Genomic DNA, 17,610 nt, shown 5'->3' on the forward strand with positions numbered 1-17,610 from the left:
TTGAAATTATGACACAGCGCACATGGAGGAAAGTTGCAGCAGCTGCAAACGGTATTTGAACACGTCACCCTTATCGATGGCACGGGGACTGCCCCGGCGGAAAGGCACACCGTAGTGGTGCGGGGCCGCAAGATCGAATGGGTTGGCCCGGATGCACTTGCACCGATCTTCGATACCGATGCTGTCCGCATTGACGGACGTGGACAGGTCCTTCTCCCGGGATTCATCGATTCCCACGTCCACTTGGCCATGTCCGCAGGCCAGTTCAGCGGCACCGAAATGTTGCACCTGCCTCCACGTTTTGGCTACTACGCAGCGATTCCGCTGCTGCGCGCCACCCTTGACGCTGGGATCACCACCGTCCGGGACTTGGGCGGCATAGACATGGCAACCGAGGTGGCTGTCGAGCGTGGACTCGTCGAGGGACCGGAAATCATCTTCGCTTACCGTGCGCTGGGCCCCACTGGCGGCCACGGCGATTTCCGCACCTGCTGCGGCTTCAATCAGGGCTCCGCGATATCCCCGAACGGGGACATCGGGTTCCTGACCGACGGGACGGATGAGGCTTTGCGCAATACCCGCGAGGTCATGCGCCTGGGCGGAAAGGTCATCAAGGTTATGGCCAGTGGCGGCGTGTGGTCCCCGCGCGACACCCCATGGCACGACGGCCTGAACATCGCCGAAATGCGCACGGTGGTCGACGAGGCCGGAAGCCACGGCGTGCCCGTTGCCGCCCATGCCCAATCGGCTCGTTCCATTTCCAATGCCCTGGTCGCCGGCGTGCGAAGCATCGAGCACGGCTATGAGATCGATGAAAAGGCGATCGAGCTGATGCTCGACAAGGGCAGCTTCCTGGTGCCAACCCTCAGCACGGCAACGGTCCCGGCCGACCCGGCGACTGCAGCTTCCTACGCGGTTGAAAAGAAGCAACGCCTACAGAAAAGCCTCTACGGCTGCGTTTCGAATGCCATATCCGCCGGAGTCAAGGTGGCCATGGGAACCGACGCAGGGATTTCCCCGCACGGCACCAACCTCACCGAGTTGGGTCTCCTCGTTGACTTCGGCATGACGCCGATGGACGCCCTGGTCGCCGGAACCCTCAACGCGGCACGGCTGCTGCAGTTGGAGGACCGGGTCGGCTCTGTCGAGGTCGGCAAGGAAGCGGACTTGGTCCTGACAAGTATTGACCCCATGACGTCCATCCATGCCCTGGCCAATGCCAAGAACATCGATCTCGTCATGGCCAAGGGGCGCATCGTCAAGGACAGCCGCGTCGGCGTGCCGGCAGGGGCCGTCGCATGAGCACCCTGATGAGCAAGAAGCCACCAACCAAACCCCGGGTCGGAAAGAAGAAATTCGGCGCAGGGGCACTGGACCATATCGAACGCGTTGGCAACAAGCTGCCCGAACCCTTCGCGCTATTTCTCTATCTTTTCCTGGCCATCGGGATTATCTCCACCGTGGTTTCCTGGTTCAACGTGAGTACCACGCTGCCGGGAGCCGAGACACCGACATTGGTCAAGGGGCTTTTCACCGGCGAAGGCATCGTGTGGCTCATGACCACCGCCGTCCAGAACTTCATCGGGTTCCCGCCCTTGGGCGTTGTGGTCACCTTGTTGCTGGCGGTCGGTGTTGCCGAACGCACCGGGTTGTTGCTGGTCCTGGTCAAATCGACATTGGGCCGCGCCCCGGGTTGGGCGTTGCCGTACGTCATGGCTTTGGTGGCGTTGTGCGCCCACATCATGTCCGATGCCTCGATCCTGGTAATCCCGCCCATCGCGGCCATGGTTTTCCGCGCCGCAGGGCGCAACCCCGTGGCCGGCCTGCTTGGGTCCTATGCCATCGGGCTGGCGGCATTCAGCTGCACCCCGTTCGTCACCTCCACGGATGCGTTGCTGGCAGGCATCTCCAATGCCGCAGCCGCTCCTGTCGCGGAGATGGTGCTGCCGGTGACGGCAGTGTCGAACCTGCTGCTGAACATCGTCTTGGCTGGCGTGCTGACGATCGCCGGCGGTCTGGTCATCGACAAGGTGCTCGAGCCACGGCTGAACCGCGCCGGAGTGGGCGTGAATTCCATGGTCTCCGAGGACGCGAACACGGAAGTCACCGCCGCCGAGAAATCCGCACTGCGCTGGGCGGGGCTGGCGCTGTTGGCCGTCGTCGGCTTGGTCTTGGCCTTGTCTATTCCAGAGGGCGCACCGCTGCGCAACGAGGCCGGCGATTTCCTGCCCAAGTCGCCGCTGCTGAGTTCGGTCATTTTCATCGTGTTCTGCGTTTTGTTGGCACCGTCGATCGTCTATGGGGCACGTCTTCGATTGATCACCAATATCCAGTCCGTCGTGGAAATGATGGGCCAGGCCGTAAAAGACGCAGTGTCCTTCATCATCGTGGCATTCATCCTCGCCCAGTTCCTGGCGTTGTTCACATGGTCCGGTCTTGCCTCATGGGTTGCGGTCAACGGGGCCCAGATGCTGAAGGACATGAACTTCACCGGTTACGGCGCCATCATCGCATTCATCGTCGTCGTCTCGATCCTAAACCTCCTGATCAGCTCGGGGTCTTCCTTGTGGACGCTGATTGCCGCCGTGTTCATCCCGATGTTCGCCCTGATCGGATACGAGGCCGGTTTCATCCAGTCGGCTTTCCGCGTCGGTGATTCCGCAACCCAGGTGTTGACTCCGCTGAATCCGTATCTGGTGGTTGTCCTTGGATTCCTGCGTAGATACGAGCCGGAAGCAGGCATCGGGTCCATCATTGCCCGCCTTCTCCCGTTCACGCTGGTCTTCTGGGTGCTTTGGGTGCTGGTGTTGACCGTGTTCTTCCTGACCGGCACAGGCACAGGCCCTGGCATGGACATCATGATCGGCTAGGGAACCCGTTTCCCGGGAGGCCGAGGGACCGGGGTCGTTGCAGGGAGCTTTCCGCAACGACTCCGGTCCTTCTGTTTCGCGCTTGCGTGCCGTCTACTGCCCTGGCTCCTGCAGCCGCGGGTGCGCGGTGCCCTTCTCGATCCAGGCGCGCACGGTGGCGTTGAAGAGGATCGGGTCCTCGATGTTCCACTGGTGGTGCATGCCGGCCGCGGTGCGGAACCGGGCCTGCGGCAGCGCGCGGGCCAAGGCCGGGAAGGACTTGGCCACCAGCTTGGGTTCCTTGCCGCCGGCAATCACGAGCACCGGGCCCTTGTAGTCCCCGAGCCTGGCAGGGACCCCTCCGGGGTCGACCTCGTCCATGATCGCGCGCATGTTGTCGGCGCGCAGCGCCGTGCCGTGCTCGGTGAACAGTTCCTTCTCGTCGGCGACCATGCCGTAGGCGCCGGCCTGGAAGCGCCAGTACCATTCGCTGCCGAACAGGCGCAGCTGCATCCGGCTCATGGTGCGCATCGAGGCCGAGACCCCGGCGGCCGGGACCCCGGAGATCAGCAGGGAATCAACCAGCTCCGGATGCCGGGCCAGCACGCGCAGTGCCACGACGCCACCCAGGGACAGGCCCACCAGGTGGGCACCGCCGTTGGAGACCTCATCGGCAATGACCGCGGCCACGTCGTCGGCGGCGCTGTCCAGTCCCGCCCAGTCCTCCTGGGAGCGGGCACCGAACCCCGGAAGGTGCGGGGTGAGCACCTCGTAGTCGCCAAAGGCGCGCACCTGGGGGTCCCAGGTCCAGTTGGCCACGTTTCCGCCGTGCAGGAACACGATGGTCTGGGCCGGCTTGCCGTCGCGGCGGGCACGCGTGGGCGCATGGAATTCCGGGTACCCTCCCGGATCGCGCGGCCCTGCGGGCTTGGCCGGCACGGGGGCGGCTGCCGGTGCCGCCGGGGCTTGCGGCTCGGTGCGGGTGTGCGGGACGGCCGGCCGGGGTTGCCGTGGAGCCTTGGCCGGGCGCGCGGCCCTTTCCTTGGCGTGGGCCTGCTGTTGGCGCTCCGGGGACGCCTGGTCCGCCGGGCCGCCGGCCGGAACCTCGGTCCCTTCGTCTGAGGGCTTCGCCTCGTCCTTCGCGATGTCCTTGGGCGCTCGCTTCGGGATTGCCTGCGGGGCAGGCTTCTCGGCCTGCGATGCCTTGCCTTCCCCGCCTGCCGGGGCGGGCTCGGTGTTCTCGTCGGACAGCGAGCGGTCCACGAATTCCTCGTCGGCTCCCGCGTCGCCGCCGGAGGCGTCCTCGTGCCGGCTCATGGCAGGTACTCCGTCACGGCATCCAACCATTCAAGCTCGGCTGCCGCATGCCGGATTCCGTTGTCGAGGGTTGCCGCCATCAGGAAGCTGCGTCGGTCCGCTGCTGCTCGCATGTCAATGTCCTCACGCTGGGAGAGGTAGTCGTCCAGCACTTCCTGCGTGGCCTCGCGCCGGGCGCGGATCAGTTCCAGCACCGACTCCCGGTCGAGCTCGGCGGCAAAGAACACCCGGGCCAGGAACGGTTCTCGGGGAGTGTGCGCAGTGACCTCGCCGCCCAACCATTCCACCAGGGCCTCGCGCCCGGCATCGGTGATGTGGTGTTCCTGGCGGTCCGGGTAGTTCCGCTGGGCAACGGTGGTGACGGTGGCGTGCCCGTCCTTCACCAATTGGGCCAGGGTGCGGTAGATCTGCGCCTTGTCGGCATTCCAGAAGTGATTGATGGACGAGTCGAAGTGCTTCTTCAGTTCATACCCGGTCATGGGCGCCAAACTCAAGAGCCCGAGGATCAAACGCGCAAGAATCATGCTTTCATCCTGACACATCCCCTAGGGGATTGTTCCAGCAGCCACGCATTTTGCTGTCGAAACCGTGCCCGACCACTGGCGATGAGGCCGCCGCCGGGCCCCTGGAAGGGGAAACGGAAGGGCCCCGCCTACCATCCTCCCCACCATCCCGTGACCGGGTGGCGGGTGATGGCAGCGGGGCCCTTCACGAAGGTTGCAGCGCCAGGAAGCCTAGGCGCCCAAGCGCTCCTTCAGGCCTTCAAGCTCGGCACGCAGCGACGCGGGAAGCGCCTCGCCGAACTTGGCGTACCACTCCTGGATGCTGGCCAGCTCGGTGGCCCATTCGTCCTTGTCGACGACCACGGCGGCCTCGACGTCGGCCGGGGTCATGTCCAGACCGGTCAGGTCGATCGAGTCGCCGGTCGGCACGAAGCCGATCGGGGTCTCCACGGCCTCGGCCTTGCCCTCGATGCGATCGATGGCCCACTTCAGCACGCGGGAGTTGTCCCCGAACCCGGGCCAGGCGAACCCGCCGTCGGCGTCGCGGCGGAACCAGTTCACCAGGAAGATCTTGGGCAGGCGCGCCGGGTTGGCCTTGGACTCGATCGAGTCCCAGTGCTTCAGGTAGTCGCCGGCGTTGTAGCCGATGAAGGGAAGCATGGCCATCGGGTCGCGGCGGACAACGCCCACGGCACCGGCTGCAGCGGCAGTGGTCTCCGAGGACAGGGTCGAACCCATGAAGATGCCATGGGCCCAGCTGCGGGCCTGGGTGACCAACGGGATGGTGGTCTTGCGGCGGCCACCGAAGAGGATTGCGTGGATTTCCACGCCGTCGGGGCTGTAGTACTCCTGCGAGAGCATGTCGACCTGGTCGATCGGGGTGCAGAAGCGGGAGTTCGGGTGTGCCGCGACACGACCGGACTCGGGGGTCCAATCGTTGCCCAACCAGTCGGTCAGGTGCGCCGGGACCTCGTCCGTCATGCCCTCCCACCACACGCCGCCTTCGTCGGTGAGTGCAACGTTGGTGAAGATCGAGTTGCCCTTGGTGATGGCGTTCATGGCGTTGGGGTTGTTTGACCAACCGGTGCCCGGTGCCACGCCGAACAGGCCGTATTCCGGGTTGACGCCGCGAAGCTCGCCGTCCTTGCCAATGCGCATCCAGTTGATGTCATCGCCCAGGGTCTCGGCCTTCCATCCCTCGATGGTCGGATCCAGCAGGGCCAGGTTGGTCTTGCCGCAGGCAGACGGGAAGGCCCCGGCAATGTTGTAGCTCTTGCCTTCGGGGTTGGTCAGCTTGAGGATGAGCATGTGCTCGGCAAGCCAGCCCTCGTCGCGGGCCATCACCGAAGCGATGCGCAGCGCGTAGCACTTCTTGCCCAGCAGTGCGTTTCCGCCGTAGCCCGAGCCGTAGGACCAGATGGAGCGCTCTTCCGGGAAGTGCACGATCCACTTGTCTTCGTTGCATGGCCAGGCCACGTCCTGCTGTCCGGGGGCCAGCGGGGCGCCAACCGAGTGCAGCGCGGGGACGAAGAATGCGTCCTCTGCCTCGATCTGGCGCAGGACCTTGTCGCCGATGAGTGCCATGATGCGCATGGAGGCGACAACGTAGGCCGAGTCGGTGATTTCCACGCCGTACTGCGGCTGCTCGGCGTCGAGCGGGCCCATGACGAACGGAATGACGTACATGGTGCGGCCGCGCATGGCACCGTCGAAGAGGCCGGTAAGCATGGACTTCATCTTGACCGGGTTTTCCCAGTTGTTGGTGAAGCCGGCATCCTTCTCGTCTTCCGAGCAGATGAAGGTGCGTTCCTCGACGCGTGCGACATCCTTGGGGTCGGAGAACGCTGCGAAGGAGTTCGGGAACGAAGGATCCGTAAGGCGCTTCAGCGTGCCGGTTTCAACCAGCTCGGCGGTCAGGCGATCGTTTTCCTCCTGCGTGCCGTCTACCCAATAGACACGGTCAGGCTTCGTCAGTTCCGCGATTTCCTGCACCCAAGCGGCTAGCTTTGCGTGCGTGGTCGGTGCTGCGTCGATGACCTTCTGGTCCGAGCTCTCGCTCATGTCCATTCCCTCCATTGGGCTGAATTTGCAATGATTCGATGCTATGGGGCGAATCCCGCGGGCCCCTGTGACTCAGATCGCCAAATATCCCCGCATGTGATTTAGCTTCAGCGAAAAGCCCGGCTTTCCGGGCCCCGCACTTTCCCCATCAAACCACAAAAGTGACGAAGGACACGTAGACCGGTACACTTCACGCAACGCGACAAGACAACTGCCCACCCGACGGTGCCCCGGATTTTGCGCGGACGGCAATCGTATGTATAGTTATTCGAGGTCGAACCGCAAGGTTGGTACCAAAAATTAGAATATGCGCCCATAGCTCAGCTGGATAGAGCGTCTGTCTACGGAACAGAAGGTCAGGGGTTCGAATCCCTTTGGGCGCACCAACAAGAAAGGCCACGAGAAATCGTGGCCTTTCTGCTTTCTCCCACCCCCCCTATCGGCGGGCATACCAGTGGGCTCCAAGTGAACCGCCGATGACATCCAAGGCGAGCAGGGCCAGGGCAACGAATCCCACGGTTGCCCACGCTTGCAGCCCTCCGGTCAACAGACAGGCCAGCGTAGGCAACAGCACGGCCAGCCCGAACAAGACGGCAACGCGGCCAACCCTGCGCCCAAGCCGCAATCCGATCACCGCATTGCACAGGTAAAAACCGCAAACACCCACGGCGAGCAACGTCCGGGCGCTTCCGGACAGCGGAATCACCGGATGGGCCACTGCGATGCCGACGGCCGCGGCGATGAGCGTGAGCGAGGCAACGGCAATGAACGGAAAGTACATGACGACATCGCGCATTGCCGAATAGGAACCGGCCCGCCTGGCGGCATCGAGTCCGGACGCCGTCCGGGGAACTCCTCCGCGAAAGAACGCGCGGGCCAGCAGGGCACAGGCAAGGAAACCGCAAAGCGCCGCGGCCGCACCGCCGACGGTCGGATGCCGGGCCAGGCCGGTTACGCCCAGATAGACGGCCTCGCCGATCACGATGACAACAAACAGCCCGATACGCTCAAGCAAATGCGAAATGGAGACTTGTTCGTACACTTCGAAGGCGAATCCGCGGCGAAGCACCAACAGGATCATTTCTGCGCCAACCGCCGCAGCCCACAGCAGATAGCGGTAGGGCGTCTCCACCGCTATCGACCCCACCCACAGCGCGGCGGTGGCGAGGTTGTACCCAAGCGGGCGCCACAGCGGAACCTCCACGAGCCTTGCCCTGTACGGGATGAGCCAGATGAGCAGCAACACCAGCCGGATCCACGCAGCCCCGGATGCATACAGCCACCCATATTCCTCGATTCCGCTGGCCATGGCTATCGCCATGGCCGCGGGGCCGGGCATGGCCGCCACCACGAACACGCCCATGGACGGATATCGGCTTCCATAGAGGTTGTTGGAGATCATCAGGTTGACCCAGGCCCACCACAAGGGGAAGAACAGCAGCACGAACTCGATCACCACCCACAGGTGCGGGCCTTCCTCAAGGGCCTGGGCGGAGATGGCGATGACTGCAACAAAGACCAGGTCAAAGAAGAGCTCGTACCAGTCCACGGGTCTCTCGTCCCGATCCGGCCGTTCGTGTGCGGGGCTGCCCGGCAAGGCGGGATCGGCAGTGGACATCGGACCCGTTCTCCTTCCGCACTTGCGCGGCCGGCCCGGGCGGGCGACGGGAAGTGCACCAGGGCTGCCGGCGTTGACGGTTCCCATTATGGGCGCGCGACCGAACCCGCGCTAGGTTTGGGCCGCGGCGATGGTGCCTGGGTGAGAGGCAGGACGGAAAACCAACTCCCCGCACCGGGGCGTGAGCTAGCGCACGATTCGCTTTCCTGAATCGACCAGCCAGCCAAAGGTATGTATAGTTATTCGAGGTCAAGCCGTGAGGCGGGGCAACAACAAAATATGCGCCCATAGCTCAGCTGGATAGAGCGTCTGTCTACGGAACAGAAGGTCAGGGGTTCGAATCCCTTTGGGCGCACACATCGCACAAGAGCCGCAATCGAAAGATTGCGGCTCTTGTCGTTTTCCCACAGGTTCCCGCCCGGCTAGCCTTCGCCATCGCCCAAGGACGCCACGGCCTCCTCGACGGCAGCCAGCACGAGAGGATCTCCCAGCGTGCGGAAATGCCCCGCCACCGGAAGTCGCACGTTTGTTGCCCCGGCGAGCGCACTTCCTCCCGGGATATGCGGGTCGAATTGGGCAAAGATGGAAACGATCCTGTTGTTGACGTTTTGCTGTGCCTGCAGCGACAGCAGGACCGCATCCCGGGGAGAAAATTGGCGCAATGTGCGGGAAAACAGATATCGGGCATAAACGGATCCGCCAAACGGGGTGCCAACGGCAACAAGGCCCCTGATCCGGGCCGTCTCCCCCGCGGTGGATCCATGTGGCTCCTGCAGCAGCCCGTCGAGCATCGCATGCTTGCCAATCAGCCCTCCCTTGCTATGCGCCAGCAAGATGCATTGCCCAATCCCGTGGACCTCGCAAAGCTCCCGAAGGCGCCGCCGCACCAGCTGCGCGGATTCGGGAACCGAAAGCTTGTTGGCCCCGAGTTCCGGGACCGCGTACACGCGGTACCCGGCCCCGTTCAGGCGCAGTGCCGCAGGTTCCAGGAACCTCCAGGTCTCATAGACGCCGGGCAGCAACACGATGGCGGGGAGCCTCGGGTCTCCGCTATTGAACGATTCCGGGCTCCGGCGACGGACCACGGACCGCATCTGCCGCCATCCGGCGTAGGCATAGTCCAGTGCCCACCACCAGGGGCGTGCCAGTGGACCGGGCCCATCCCCGCCTCCACGGCGCCGGACCGATTCCATGCCTCAGTTTGTCACTTGCGCGGCGATGCAGGTGGGGCTTTCCAACGCCAGGGAGCTGAGGCGCCGGCTGGGCAACCCGTCCGCGGAGTCCAGCCCGATGGCCTCGATGGTGTTCGAGAGCTGGTTGGCCACCAAGAGGGAGTTGCCGACGTGCACGTGGTGCCGGGGCCACTCCCCCGCGCACGGGGCACTGCCCAGGAAGACCGGGCGCCCGGCGTTCAGCCCCAGCACGGCCATTACCCGGGCGCCCCGGACCCCGATGTAGAGCCTGTTGGTGGGCAGGTCCAACGATATCTCCGCCGGGAAATGCTCGCCGGCCCGGATCGACTCGCCCAGGGCGCTCCGAGAGACTTCCCGGTAGTCCCCGGCGGCATCGGCGCCCAGCGCGATGACCTCGGCACTGTGTTCGGTGACTACATAGATGAGCCCCGAGGGATGCTCCACCAGGTGGCGCGGGCCGTCCCCCTTGCGCAACGCGACCTGCTGGCGGAGTTGCAGCTCCCCGTCGACCAGGTCCCAGATCCGCACCGAATCGTGGCCCAGGTCGGTGGTGATGACCCGGCCCGAGCGCAGCACCGTGCTTTGGTGCGACCGCGAGGCGCGCCTTTCGTGCCCGGGCACGGCGAAGGGGTCGACCGAGGCCGGGGCCGTGGACGGTTCCGCCAGGGACCCGTCGAGGTTGATCGGGTAGGCCAGCACCTTCCCGTCCCCGTAGCAGCTGGCAACCAGTGCCCCTGCGGCAGCGGCAACGGCCAGGTGGCACACCAGGTCCCCGGCCGGCACGGGCCTGCCTAGGGGTTCGAGCCGATCCCTGCCGATGATGCTGTAGGCAGCGACCTCTCCGCGGTGTTCGAGCGCCGCATAAAGCACAGGCAGCTTCGGGTGGGTTGCCAGCCACGAGGGCGAATCGGCGGCGTGGGCCAGGCCCAGGTCGTTCAGCACGCCGTTGCGGATCCCGATGGCCCGGATGCCCAGGCTTGTTCCGCCGCCGTCGGGCGAATAGCCTCCGACCCAAAACCTCTTGTCCATACCTCCAATCCTCCCCCGCCGCCCCTCCCGCGTGGTGGTCAGCGATGAAATGTTGCCCGATCGTGTCGTTGGTCCCGTCTTGCGCCACACACCGAGGTGGGGAATCCAACATCCATACTATTTGTACTGACCAGTCAGTTTGGTTTACGCTTTAGCTGTGCTCATCGCCGATAACCTGGCCATTGCCGGACGCCACCTGCCCCTGCTGAACCCCACAAGCCTCGCCGTTGCGCGCGGCGAACTCCTGCTGGTGGCGGCCGAGCCCCAGCCCACCCGCACCGCGCTGGCCCTGGGGCTCAGCGCGCGCATGCGACCCGGCAAGGGCACCGTGAGCTGGTCCGGGACCACCGCCCTGCGTTCGGTGCGGCGCATCAGCGCGCTGGTCGACTCCCCGGAAATCAACGAACCCGAGGCGCACCTGAAGGTCCGTGACCTCGTGGCCGAGGACCTGGCGCTGCAGCCCGGCCCGATCTGGCGGCGCAGCGGCATCGACGCCTGGATGAGGAAGCACGGCATGGATTCGCTGGCCAACCAATGGCTCGACGCCATTGACCCGCTCGAGCGCCTCACGCTGCTCACCCACCTGGCCCTCGAGGACCGCTCCATCGAGCTGCTGGTCTTCGACTCCCCCGACCGCCACGGCATCCCCGAGGACGATTGGACCCGCTACCTTCATTCCGTGGCCACCTCCCGCCGTTCACCGGCAGTGGTCGCCGTGGTCCAACGCATCCCGGAAAACTGGGACGGCTCCAGTGCACACGCGGGCCAGGTGCAGGAAAAGCCGGCGGTGGCCCAGGAACAGCCACCCGCACATGCGACCGAATCCGGGCCGCGCTCCGGAACGGCGGCCGCTCCCGTCGAGGTTTCGGGGAACGCGCCGGCCCCGGCATTGCCCGCCCCCGAAGAAACCCCGGTTCCCGAGGCCTCGCCTTCACGGCAGGAGCCCGACATCGCGCCCGCGGACGAACCCGCAACCGACACCGATTCGGCCGAAACCACCTTGCCCTTGAGTGCACCGAAGGAAAATTCATGACCACGTTGCGCCTCGCCCTGTCCGAACTCAAGCGCATGACCTCCGGGGCCCTGCCCCGGATCGCAATCATCGCCATGTGCCTGGTTCCGCTGCTCTACGGAGCCCTGTACCTCTACGCGAACTGGGACCCGTACGCGCACCTGGACAACGTCAAGGCCGCCATCGTGAACCTCGATACGGGCTCCACCAAGGACGGCAAGGAACTGCAGGTCGGAGACGACGTCACCAAGGAATTGCTGCAGGACGGCACCTTCGGCTGGACGGTGGTTGCTTCCGAGGACGCGGCCAACGCCGGGGTCGCCTCCGGCGACTATGCATTCTCCATGACCATCCCGAAGGACTTCTCGGCGAACCTTGCCTCCCCGGGCGACTTCGAAAAGGCCAGGCAGGCCATCTTGAAGATCACCACCAACGACGCCAACAACTACATGGTCGGCACCTTCGCCGACAAGCTCGCCGGACAGGTCCACAACACCGTGGCCAAGGAGGTCGGCACACAGACCGCCGACGCCCTGCTGTCCGGTTTCTCCGACATCCACTCGTCCATGGCCAAGGCCGCGGACGGCGCCGGGGAACTGCACACCGGGACCGTCAAGCTCTCCGACGGGGTCACCACGCTGGCCGACGGCGTGGGGAGCCTGCAGGACGGGGCCATCAAGCTCGACACCGGTGCCGCGGACCTTGCGGACGGAGCCGACACCCTGCACGAGGGGACCGGCACCCTGGTGGCCGGGCAGAAGAAACTGGTTTCCGGGACCGACAAGCTCGCCGACGGCGCCGATGCCCTCGCGGCGGGCACCTCCGAGCTGAACACGGGGCTGGGCGAACTGAAGTCCAAGACCTCCTCGCTTCCGGCCAAGACGGCGCAGCTCGATGGCGGGGCGCAAAAAGCCGCCGATGCCTCCAAGAAGCTTTCCTCCGGTGCCGCCCAGGTCGCTGCCGGCAACAAGGCCCTGGATGACAAGGTCACGCAGGCGGCCGACACCCTCACGGCCCTGGAGAAGGATGCCGAGAGCCGCATTGATTCGGCCACCGACACGTTGGATGCCCGGCTGGACACCTTGGTGAAGGACGGGGTCCTCACCCGGGACCAGGCACAGAAGCTCCGCAGCGACGTCAAGGACGCCGCCGCCTCCAGCGGCGTGGCCAACCAGGTCGCCGACACCAGGAAGCAGCTGACCACCGCCCGATCGCAGATCTCCGCGCTCGCCGACGGGTCGGCCCAGGTCGCCGCGGGTGCCAGGGAACTCTCCGGCGGGCTGAGGACCCTCGCAGACGGAACCCACCAGCTGGCCGGGGCCATGCCCGCACTGAAGACGGGCATCCGGGATGCCGCTGCCGGCGCGTCCAAGCTCAACGGCGGCGCCCACACCCTGGCCACCGGGGCAGGCACCCTGGCCGACGGGCAGCACGACGCACTGGCCGGGGCCACGAAGCTCGACTCCGGCGCCGGATCGCTGGCCGAGGGTGCCGACACCCTGCACGCGGGCACCTCCTCGTTGGTTTCCGGGGTCGGCGAGCTGCGCGAGGGCGTGGGCGAGCTGGGCGACGGCGCCACCGAATTACGCGACGGCTCCGGGGAGCTGTCCACCAAGCTGGCCGACGGCACCGACGAGGTGCCCAACCCGGATGCCGCGGCCCGCGAGCAGGTCTCCTCGGTCATCGGGGACCCCGTGGACATTGCCCGCACCGACCAGGCCAAGGCCGGGGTGTACGGCGAGGGACTGGCCCCGTTCTTCATGACCCTTGCCATCTGGATCGGTGCCTTCATCCTGGTGCAGATCATGCGCCCCATCACCAAGCGCGCGCTGGCCTCCAACGCCGCGAACTGGAAGATCGCCATCGGCGGCTGGCTGCCGTTCCTGGGCATCTCGATGCTCCAGGGCACCATCCTCTACGCCGTGGTGCTCTACGGACTGGGCCTGGACACCGCCCACCCGTGGATGACCTGGGGGCTGTTCCTGCTGGCCTCCATGGCGTTCACCGCGATCATCCAGGGCATCTGTGCGCTGGCAGGGACCCCGGGAAAGATGGTGGTGTTGGTGCTGATGGTGCTGCAGCTGGTCTCCTCCGGCGGCACCTTCCCGTGGGAAACCACCCCCGAGGCGCTGCACGTGGCGCACCGCTGGCTGCCCATGGGGCACGTGGTCACGGGCCTGCGCCACCTGATGTACGGGGCCGACCTTTCGGTGCTCGGACCCATCGTGGCGGGCCTCATCGGCTACACCGTGCTGGGCCTGGTGGCCAGCACCGTGGCGGTACGATTGCATAAGACCTGGTCCCTGAAAACCCTGCATCCGGAGCTGAGCGCATGAGTGAACCAAGCGCCCCGCGCACCCGCGTGCGGGCCACCGATTCGAAGCACCGCCTGTTCACCGCCTCCATGGAGCTGATCGGTGCGCGCGGGCACCACGAGGTGAGCGTAGATGAGATCGCCAAGGCCGCCGGGGTCTCCAAGGGCACGGTCTACTACAATTTCGGTTCCAAGTCCGAGCTGATCGGCGAGCTGTTGAACTACGGGGCTGCGATCCTCTTTGAGCGCTTCGAGCGGGCCGCCGAGGTCCCCGACGCCGCCGACGGCTTGCGGCTGATGATCGCCGACGCCCTGGAATTCATTGCCGAATACCCGTCGTTTGCGCAGCTGTGGATCTCCGAGCAATGGCAGGCCGACAGCGACTGGGCCGCCGCGCTGGCCACGCTGCGCCACGAGGTGATCGCCCTGGTGCGCAACGCCCTGGCCCGGATGGCCGCGGACGGCCCGCCGGCCCGCCTCGCACCGGCGGTGGACCTGGGCACCCTGGCCACCGCGATCTTCGGTGCGGCACTGATCCTGGGACGGGACCGGCTGGTGTTCCACCCCGAACGCAGCGTCGAAAGCTGCGTGGAGGCGGTCATGGCCTTCACCGCGCCGCTGCGCTGAGTCCCCAAGCGGTTTCCCTTCAGGCCGCCGGCCCGTCCAGGTCCCATTCCCGGTAGCCGGAGCACCATGCGGCATCGGAGCCGACGATCACCACGCCGCGGTAGGACTGCAGCATGGCCTCCAGCTCGCGCCGGGCAGCGGCGTCGAGGTGGGAGTCGATCTCGTTGAGCAGCAGCAGCTCCGGGGAGCCGAGCATCGCGCGGGCGACCATGAGCCCGGCGCGTTGGGCGGCATCCAGCGGCATCCCGCCGCGGCGCAAAAGCGTGGTTTCCCCGTGTTCCAGCGAAGCTGCGTCGAGCCCCAGCCGCGCGGCCAGCGCCAGCGCCTTGGCGGGGCTTGCCTCGGGCCGGCGGTAGCGCAGGGCCCGAAGGACGGTTCCGCGCTCGGGCACCATGGAGGCGAAGGCCGCGCCGATGAGCCGGCGGCGTTTCTTCTCCGCAACGGCCGCGGGCACCACCCCTGCCACCACGTAGCCGGCACCCCGTCCTGCTGCATCTTCCCCCAGGTCCCCGAGGATCGGGCCTCCGGCGGTGCGTGCCGTGGCGAGCATGCCGAACAGTTCCCCGCGGGCCCGCGCGTCAGCACCAACCATCCGGATCCGGTCCCCGGGCTTGGCGTCCAGCTCCGGGACGGGCCTGCCGTCGAGTTCCACCCCGCGCAGCCACACCCCGGAGATTCGCGAGGCCTGGATCTCGGCGGCGGCCCGAGTCGCTCCCGGGCGCAGCCGGGGGTCGGCCGACAGCGTGCCTTCTTCTGCCAGCAGCGGGGCAATGATCCGGGAGGCAGCCCGGTAGTTCTGCCGGTACTCCACGATGCGCCCCCATTCGCCCACCGGGGCAGCGCACAGCCCCAGCAGCGTCAGGGCCGTGGCGATGTGCCCGGGGCCCAGGGCCGCGGTCCGCGAGACCAGCACCACCACGGCGGTGGCCAGCAGCGGCATGCCCAGTGAACAGGCGCGAAGCACCGCGGCCAGCCGGGCCCGTGCCACCGCGGCGTCCACGACCCTGTTGCCGCTGGCTTCCACCCGTGACAGCTCGCGGGACACGCCGCCGGCGGCGACCACGGCGGAGGACGCGGCGACGGTGTCGGCGATGCGCGCGGCCAGGTTTCCGCGGTGCCGGCGCAGGGTCCGGGCCCGCTCGTAGGCGGGGCGGGCCAGGAGCAGCAGGACGCCGGCCAGCACCAGCACTGGAACCCCCAGGGCCAGGGCCAGGGCCGGGTGGAGGGCGAAGAGCCCGGCCATGGAGATGAGCACCAGCGGGATGCCGGCCAGCAGCGGGGCGATGCCCTGGGCTACCCAGTTGCGCACCGAGGAGAGGTCGTTGCTGGCCCGCGCCACGGTGATGCCCACCGAGGGCACCTTGGGGGCCAGCAGGGAGTGGGAGATCAGCGACAGGCGCAGCTGCGCCACGTAGTGCTGCCCCAGCTTTTCGGCAAGCACGCGTTCGGAGTAGCGGCCGGCGCCCAGCAGCAGGATCAGTGCCCCGATGCCCGTGGCCAGCGGCAGCACCGCTGCCCCGGTCACCAGTGCGCCGACCAGCAGTGCGATGGCCACCCCGAGGGCTCCGCAGCCGGTGGCCAGGGCCAGCAGCGCAAGGAACAGCCCGCGGCGCTTGCCGGTGACCAGCTTCGGCAGGCGCGGGGCCGGTCCCCGGTCCGCGGGGGCCGGAACGATGCCCAGCGGCGCCGTGGCCGGGGCCCGGCGGTCCTCCATCAGTGCGTCGTGGCCGCTCACAGCGAGTCGGCGCGCACCGGGACCAGGGCGGTGGCGACCTCGGGGTTGCACAGGGAGTAGGTGTCGATGACCGGGACCTCAAGCTGGGCCGCGGCTTCCGCGGTGGCCAGCGGGGAGGCGGTGAGCAGGCCGGAGACAGCGGCAACCGGCACCCCGGCATCCTGCAGCACGTCCAGCCCGGCACGGGCACCCAATGCGTCCTGGGCGGAGAACACCACGGTGTCCACGCAGGCGGCGAAGAGCGGGTCGCGCAGCAGCCTGGAGGTCTCGCCCTGGTACAGGCCGTCGGCGATCTCGATGACGACCACGTCGGCGCCGGAGGCGGCCTGCTCGTCGATCATCGCGGCCAGCAGGTCGCGGACCTGCTCGTAGGCGAGCTTGAAGGTGGTGGGGTAGCCGAAGTCGGTGAAGTCGCAGACCGGGAACGCGCCGGCGTCGATGAACAGGTTCGGGTCGTTGCCGGCCCCGGTGCCGGTGGCCTTGCCCGCCGCCACGTGCAGCCCGGCGTTGGCCAGCCCGTTGACCAGGCAGCCCAGCGTGGTGGACTTGCCCGAGTTCATCGAGGTGCCCAGCACCGCAATGACCGGAGGGCGCGGGGCGCCCACGGCGCGGACCACGGCCAGCGACGGGGTGCCGACCTGCAGCGGGGCGAAGTCGCGCAGGTTCACCACGCCGTCCTTGGTGGCGAGCAGGCCTACCGGTTCGATCGCGGTGGCCGCGTCGATCGAGGCGTGCATTTCGGTGACGTATCCGGCCAGCCCGCCGCCTGCCACCAGGTGGCAGGGCTCCAGGGTCTCGGGCACGTGGGCCAGGAACTGGTCCGGGGCGTAGCGGTTGCCGTAGGCGACCATGATCTCCTGGCCGACGAACATCAGCTGGCGCCGGGAGACCGGGGATTCGAGGCGGGTGTGCTTGCCGATTTCGGCGACACGGGCGATGACCACGTCCCCGGGCTGCGGGTGCACATCCGCACCGGCGATCAGGTGGAAGTCCTCGGGTCGCTTGGAGAACTCGGTGGCCACGAAGCGGGTCGTGTAGGCGGCACGGATCTCCAGCGCCCGCCGGGCCCCGAGCTGCAGGTGGCGCAATTGGCCTTCGTCGGCCGGGGCTGCATCGATGGTGCGGGTTTCAAGGCTGGGGCTGATGCTCATGGGGACAATCCTTTTCAATGCCGGGAATCAGGTGCCGCGCTGCCGCGGCCGCAAGCCTTGGGTGCTTGCGTTGTTCCAAGTCAAAGGCCTCAAAGTTAGCAAAGGATGAACATTCCATGAGGGCGTTCTCATAATCGGTCCATCCGCTCTCATGTTCGCGGTGGAACGGTGCGGAAACCCGGGGTTTGGACCCTCCCCAAA

The 17,610-nt window shown here is 66.8% G+C and carries 13 protein-coding genes and 2 tRNA genes; 7 read left to right on the plus strand and 8 right to left on the minus strand.

Translation table 11 applies throughout. From position 1 onward, the window contains the following. Window positions 1-114 precede the first annotated feature (114 nt). Window positions 115-1,302 (plus strand): metal-dependent hydrolase family protein, encoded by a 1,188-nt coding sequence (locus JOF46_RS00315; RefSeq protein WP_209905496.1) that lies wholly within the window; start codon window positions 115-117, stop codon window positions 1,300-1,302. After that, on the plus strand, window positions 1,299-2,870 hold the full coding sequence (locus JOF46_RS00320; RefSeq protein ID WP_245347949.1) for an AbgT family transporter: 1,572 nt from the start codon (window positions 1,299-1,301) through the stop codon (window positions 2,868-2,870). Before JOF46_RS00315 ends, JOF46_RS00320 begins: the two co-directional genes overlap by 4 nt. A 93-nt stretch (window positions 2,871-2,963) precedes the next feature. On the opposite strand, the gene JOF46_RS00325 is transcribed toward JOF46_RS00320, so the two are convergent. The 3 genes from JOF46_RS00325 to JOF46_RS00335 all read right to left on the minus strand — a co-directional run bounded on the left by JOF46_RS00325 (window position 2,964) and on the right by JOF46_RS00335 (window position 6,730). After that, entirely contained in the window at window positions 2,964-4,166 is a 1,203-nt protein-coding gene (locus JOF46_RS00325) for an alpha/beta fold hydrolase (protein ID WP_209905497.1), read from the minus strand. Continuing rightward, complete coding sequence (locus JOF46_RS00330) at window positions 4,163-4,690, minus strand: PadR family transcriptional regulator (protein ID WP_209905498.1); 528 nt, start codon at window positions 4,688-4,690, stop codon at window positions 4,163-4,165. Before JOF46_RS00330 ends, JOF46_RS00325 begins: the two co-directional genes overlap by 4 nt. A gap of 210 nt (window positions 4,691-4,900) precedes the next feature. Further along, window positions 4,901-6,730 carry a phosphoenolpyruvate carboxykinase (GTP) gene (locus tag JOF46_RS00335; protein ID WP_209905499.1) on the minus strand — a complete coding sequence of 610 codons (1,830 nt, stop codon included), beginning with the start codon at window positions 6,728-6,730 and terminating at the stop codon, window positions 4,901-4,903. 309 nt (window positions 6,731-7,039) lie between these two features. Between JOF46_RS00335 and JOF46_RS00340 the strand changes: the two genes are divergently transcribed. Then, window positions 7,040-7,116, plus strand: a tRNA-Arg gene (locus JOF46_RS00340). Window positions 7,117-7,166: 50 nt separating this feature from the next. Here JOF46_RS00340 and JOF46_RS00345 read toward each other — a convergent pair. Further along, window positions 7,167-8,348, minus strand: a complete 1,182-nt coding sequence (locus JOF46_RS00345; protein ID WP_209905500.1) for a low temperature requirement protein A — start codon at window positions 8,346-8,348, stop codon at window positions 7,167-7,169. Between the two features lie 281 nt (window positions 8,349-8,629). On the opposite strand from JOF46_RS00345, the gene JOF46_RS00350 reads away from it, so the two are divergent. Continuing rightward, window positions 8,630-8,703, plus strand: a tRNA-Arg gene (locus JOF46_RS00350). Between the two features lie 67 nt (window positions 8,704-8,770). Here JOF46_RS00350 and JOF46_RS00355 read toward each other — a convergent pair. Both JOF46_RS00355 and JOF46_RS00360 read right to left on the minus strand, forming a co-directional pair. Then, window positions 8,771-9,541, minus strand: a complete 771-nt coding sequence (locus JOF46_RS00355) for an esterase/lipase family protein (protein ID WP_209905501.1) — start codon at window positions 9,539-9,541, stop codon at window positions 8,771-8,773. A 3-nt stretch (window positions 9,542-9,544) separates the two neighbouring features. Next, window positions 9,545-10,570: a lactonase family protein gene (locus JOF46_RS00360; protein WP_209905502.1), complete on the minus strand. Its 1,026-nt coding sequence runs from the start codon at window positions 10,568-10,570 to the stop codon at window positions 9,545-9,547. A gap of 157 nt (window positions 10,571-10,727) precedes the next feature. Here JOF46_RS00360 and JOF46_RS00365 point away from each other — a divergent pair, with 157 nt between their 5' ends. The 3 genes from JOF46_RS00365 to JOF46_RS00375 are packed head-to-tail and all read left to right on the plus strand — an operon-like array spanning window position 10,728 to window position 14,523. Further along, the gene (locus JOF46_RS00365) at window positions 10,728-11,603 is read left to right on the plus strand and encodes an ABC transporter ATP-binding protein (RefSeq protein WP_209905503.1); all 876 of its coding nucleotides are present in this window, start codon (window positions 10,728-10,730) and stop codon (window positions 11,601-11,603) included. Then, window positions 11,600-13,918, plus strand: coding sequence for a YhgE/Pip family protein (locus tag JOF46_RS00370; RefSeq protein ID WP_209905504.1), 2,319 nt, complete (start codon window positions 11,600-11,602; stop codon window positions 13,916-13,918). The genes JOF46_RS00365 and JOF46_RS00370 overlap by 4 nt, the downstream gene beginning before the upstream one ends. Next, window positions 13,915-14,523 (plus strand): TetR/AcrR family transcriptional regulator, encoded by a 609-nt coding sequence (locus JOF46_RS00375; RefSeq protein WP_209905505.1) that lies wholly within the window; start codon window positions 13,915-13,917, stop codon window positions 14,521-14,523. Before JOF46_RS00370 ends, JOF46_RS00375 begins: the two co-directional genes overlap by 4 nt. A gap of 19 nt (window positions 14,524-14,542) precedes the next feature. On the opposite strand, the gene JOF46_RS00380 is transcribed toward JOF46_RS00375, so the two are convergent. Continuing rightward, window positions 14,543-16,258, minus strand: a complete 1,716-nt coding sequence (locus tag JOF46_RS00380; RefSeq protein ID WP_209905506.1) for an ABC transporter ATP-binding protein — start codon at window positions 16,256-16,258, stop codon at window positions 14,543-14,545. After that, window positions 16,255-17,409 (minus strand): DUF1611 domain-containing protein, encoded by a 1,155-nt coding sequence (locus JOF46_RS00385; RefSeq protein WP_209905507.1) that lies wholly within the window; start codon window positions 17,407-17,409, stop codon window positions 16,255-16,257. The genes JOF46_RS00380 and JOF46_RS00385 overlap by 4 nt, the downstream gene beginning before the upstream one ends. Window positions 17,410-17,610: the final 201 nt, after the last annotated feature.

This window comes from Paeniglutamicibacter psychrophenolicus, from assembly GCF_017876575.1.
Taxonomy (GTDB): domain Bacteria; phylum Actinomycetota; class Actinomycetes; order Actinomycetales; family Micrococcaceae; genus Paeniglutamicibacter; species Paeniglutamicibacter psychrophenolicus.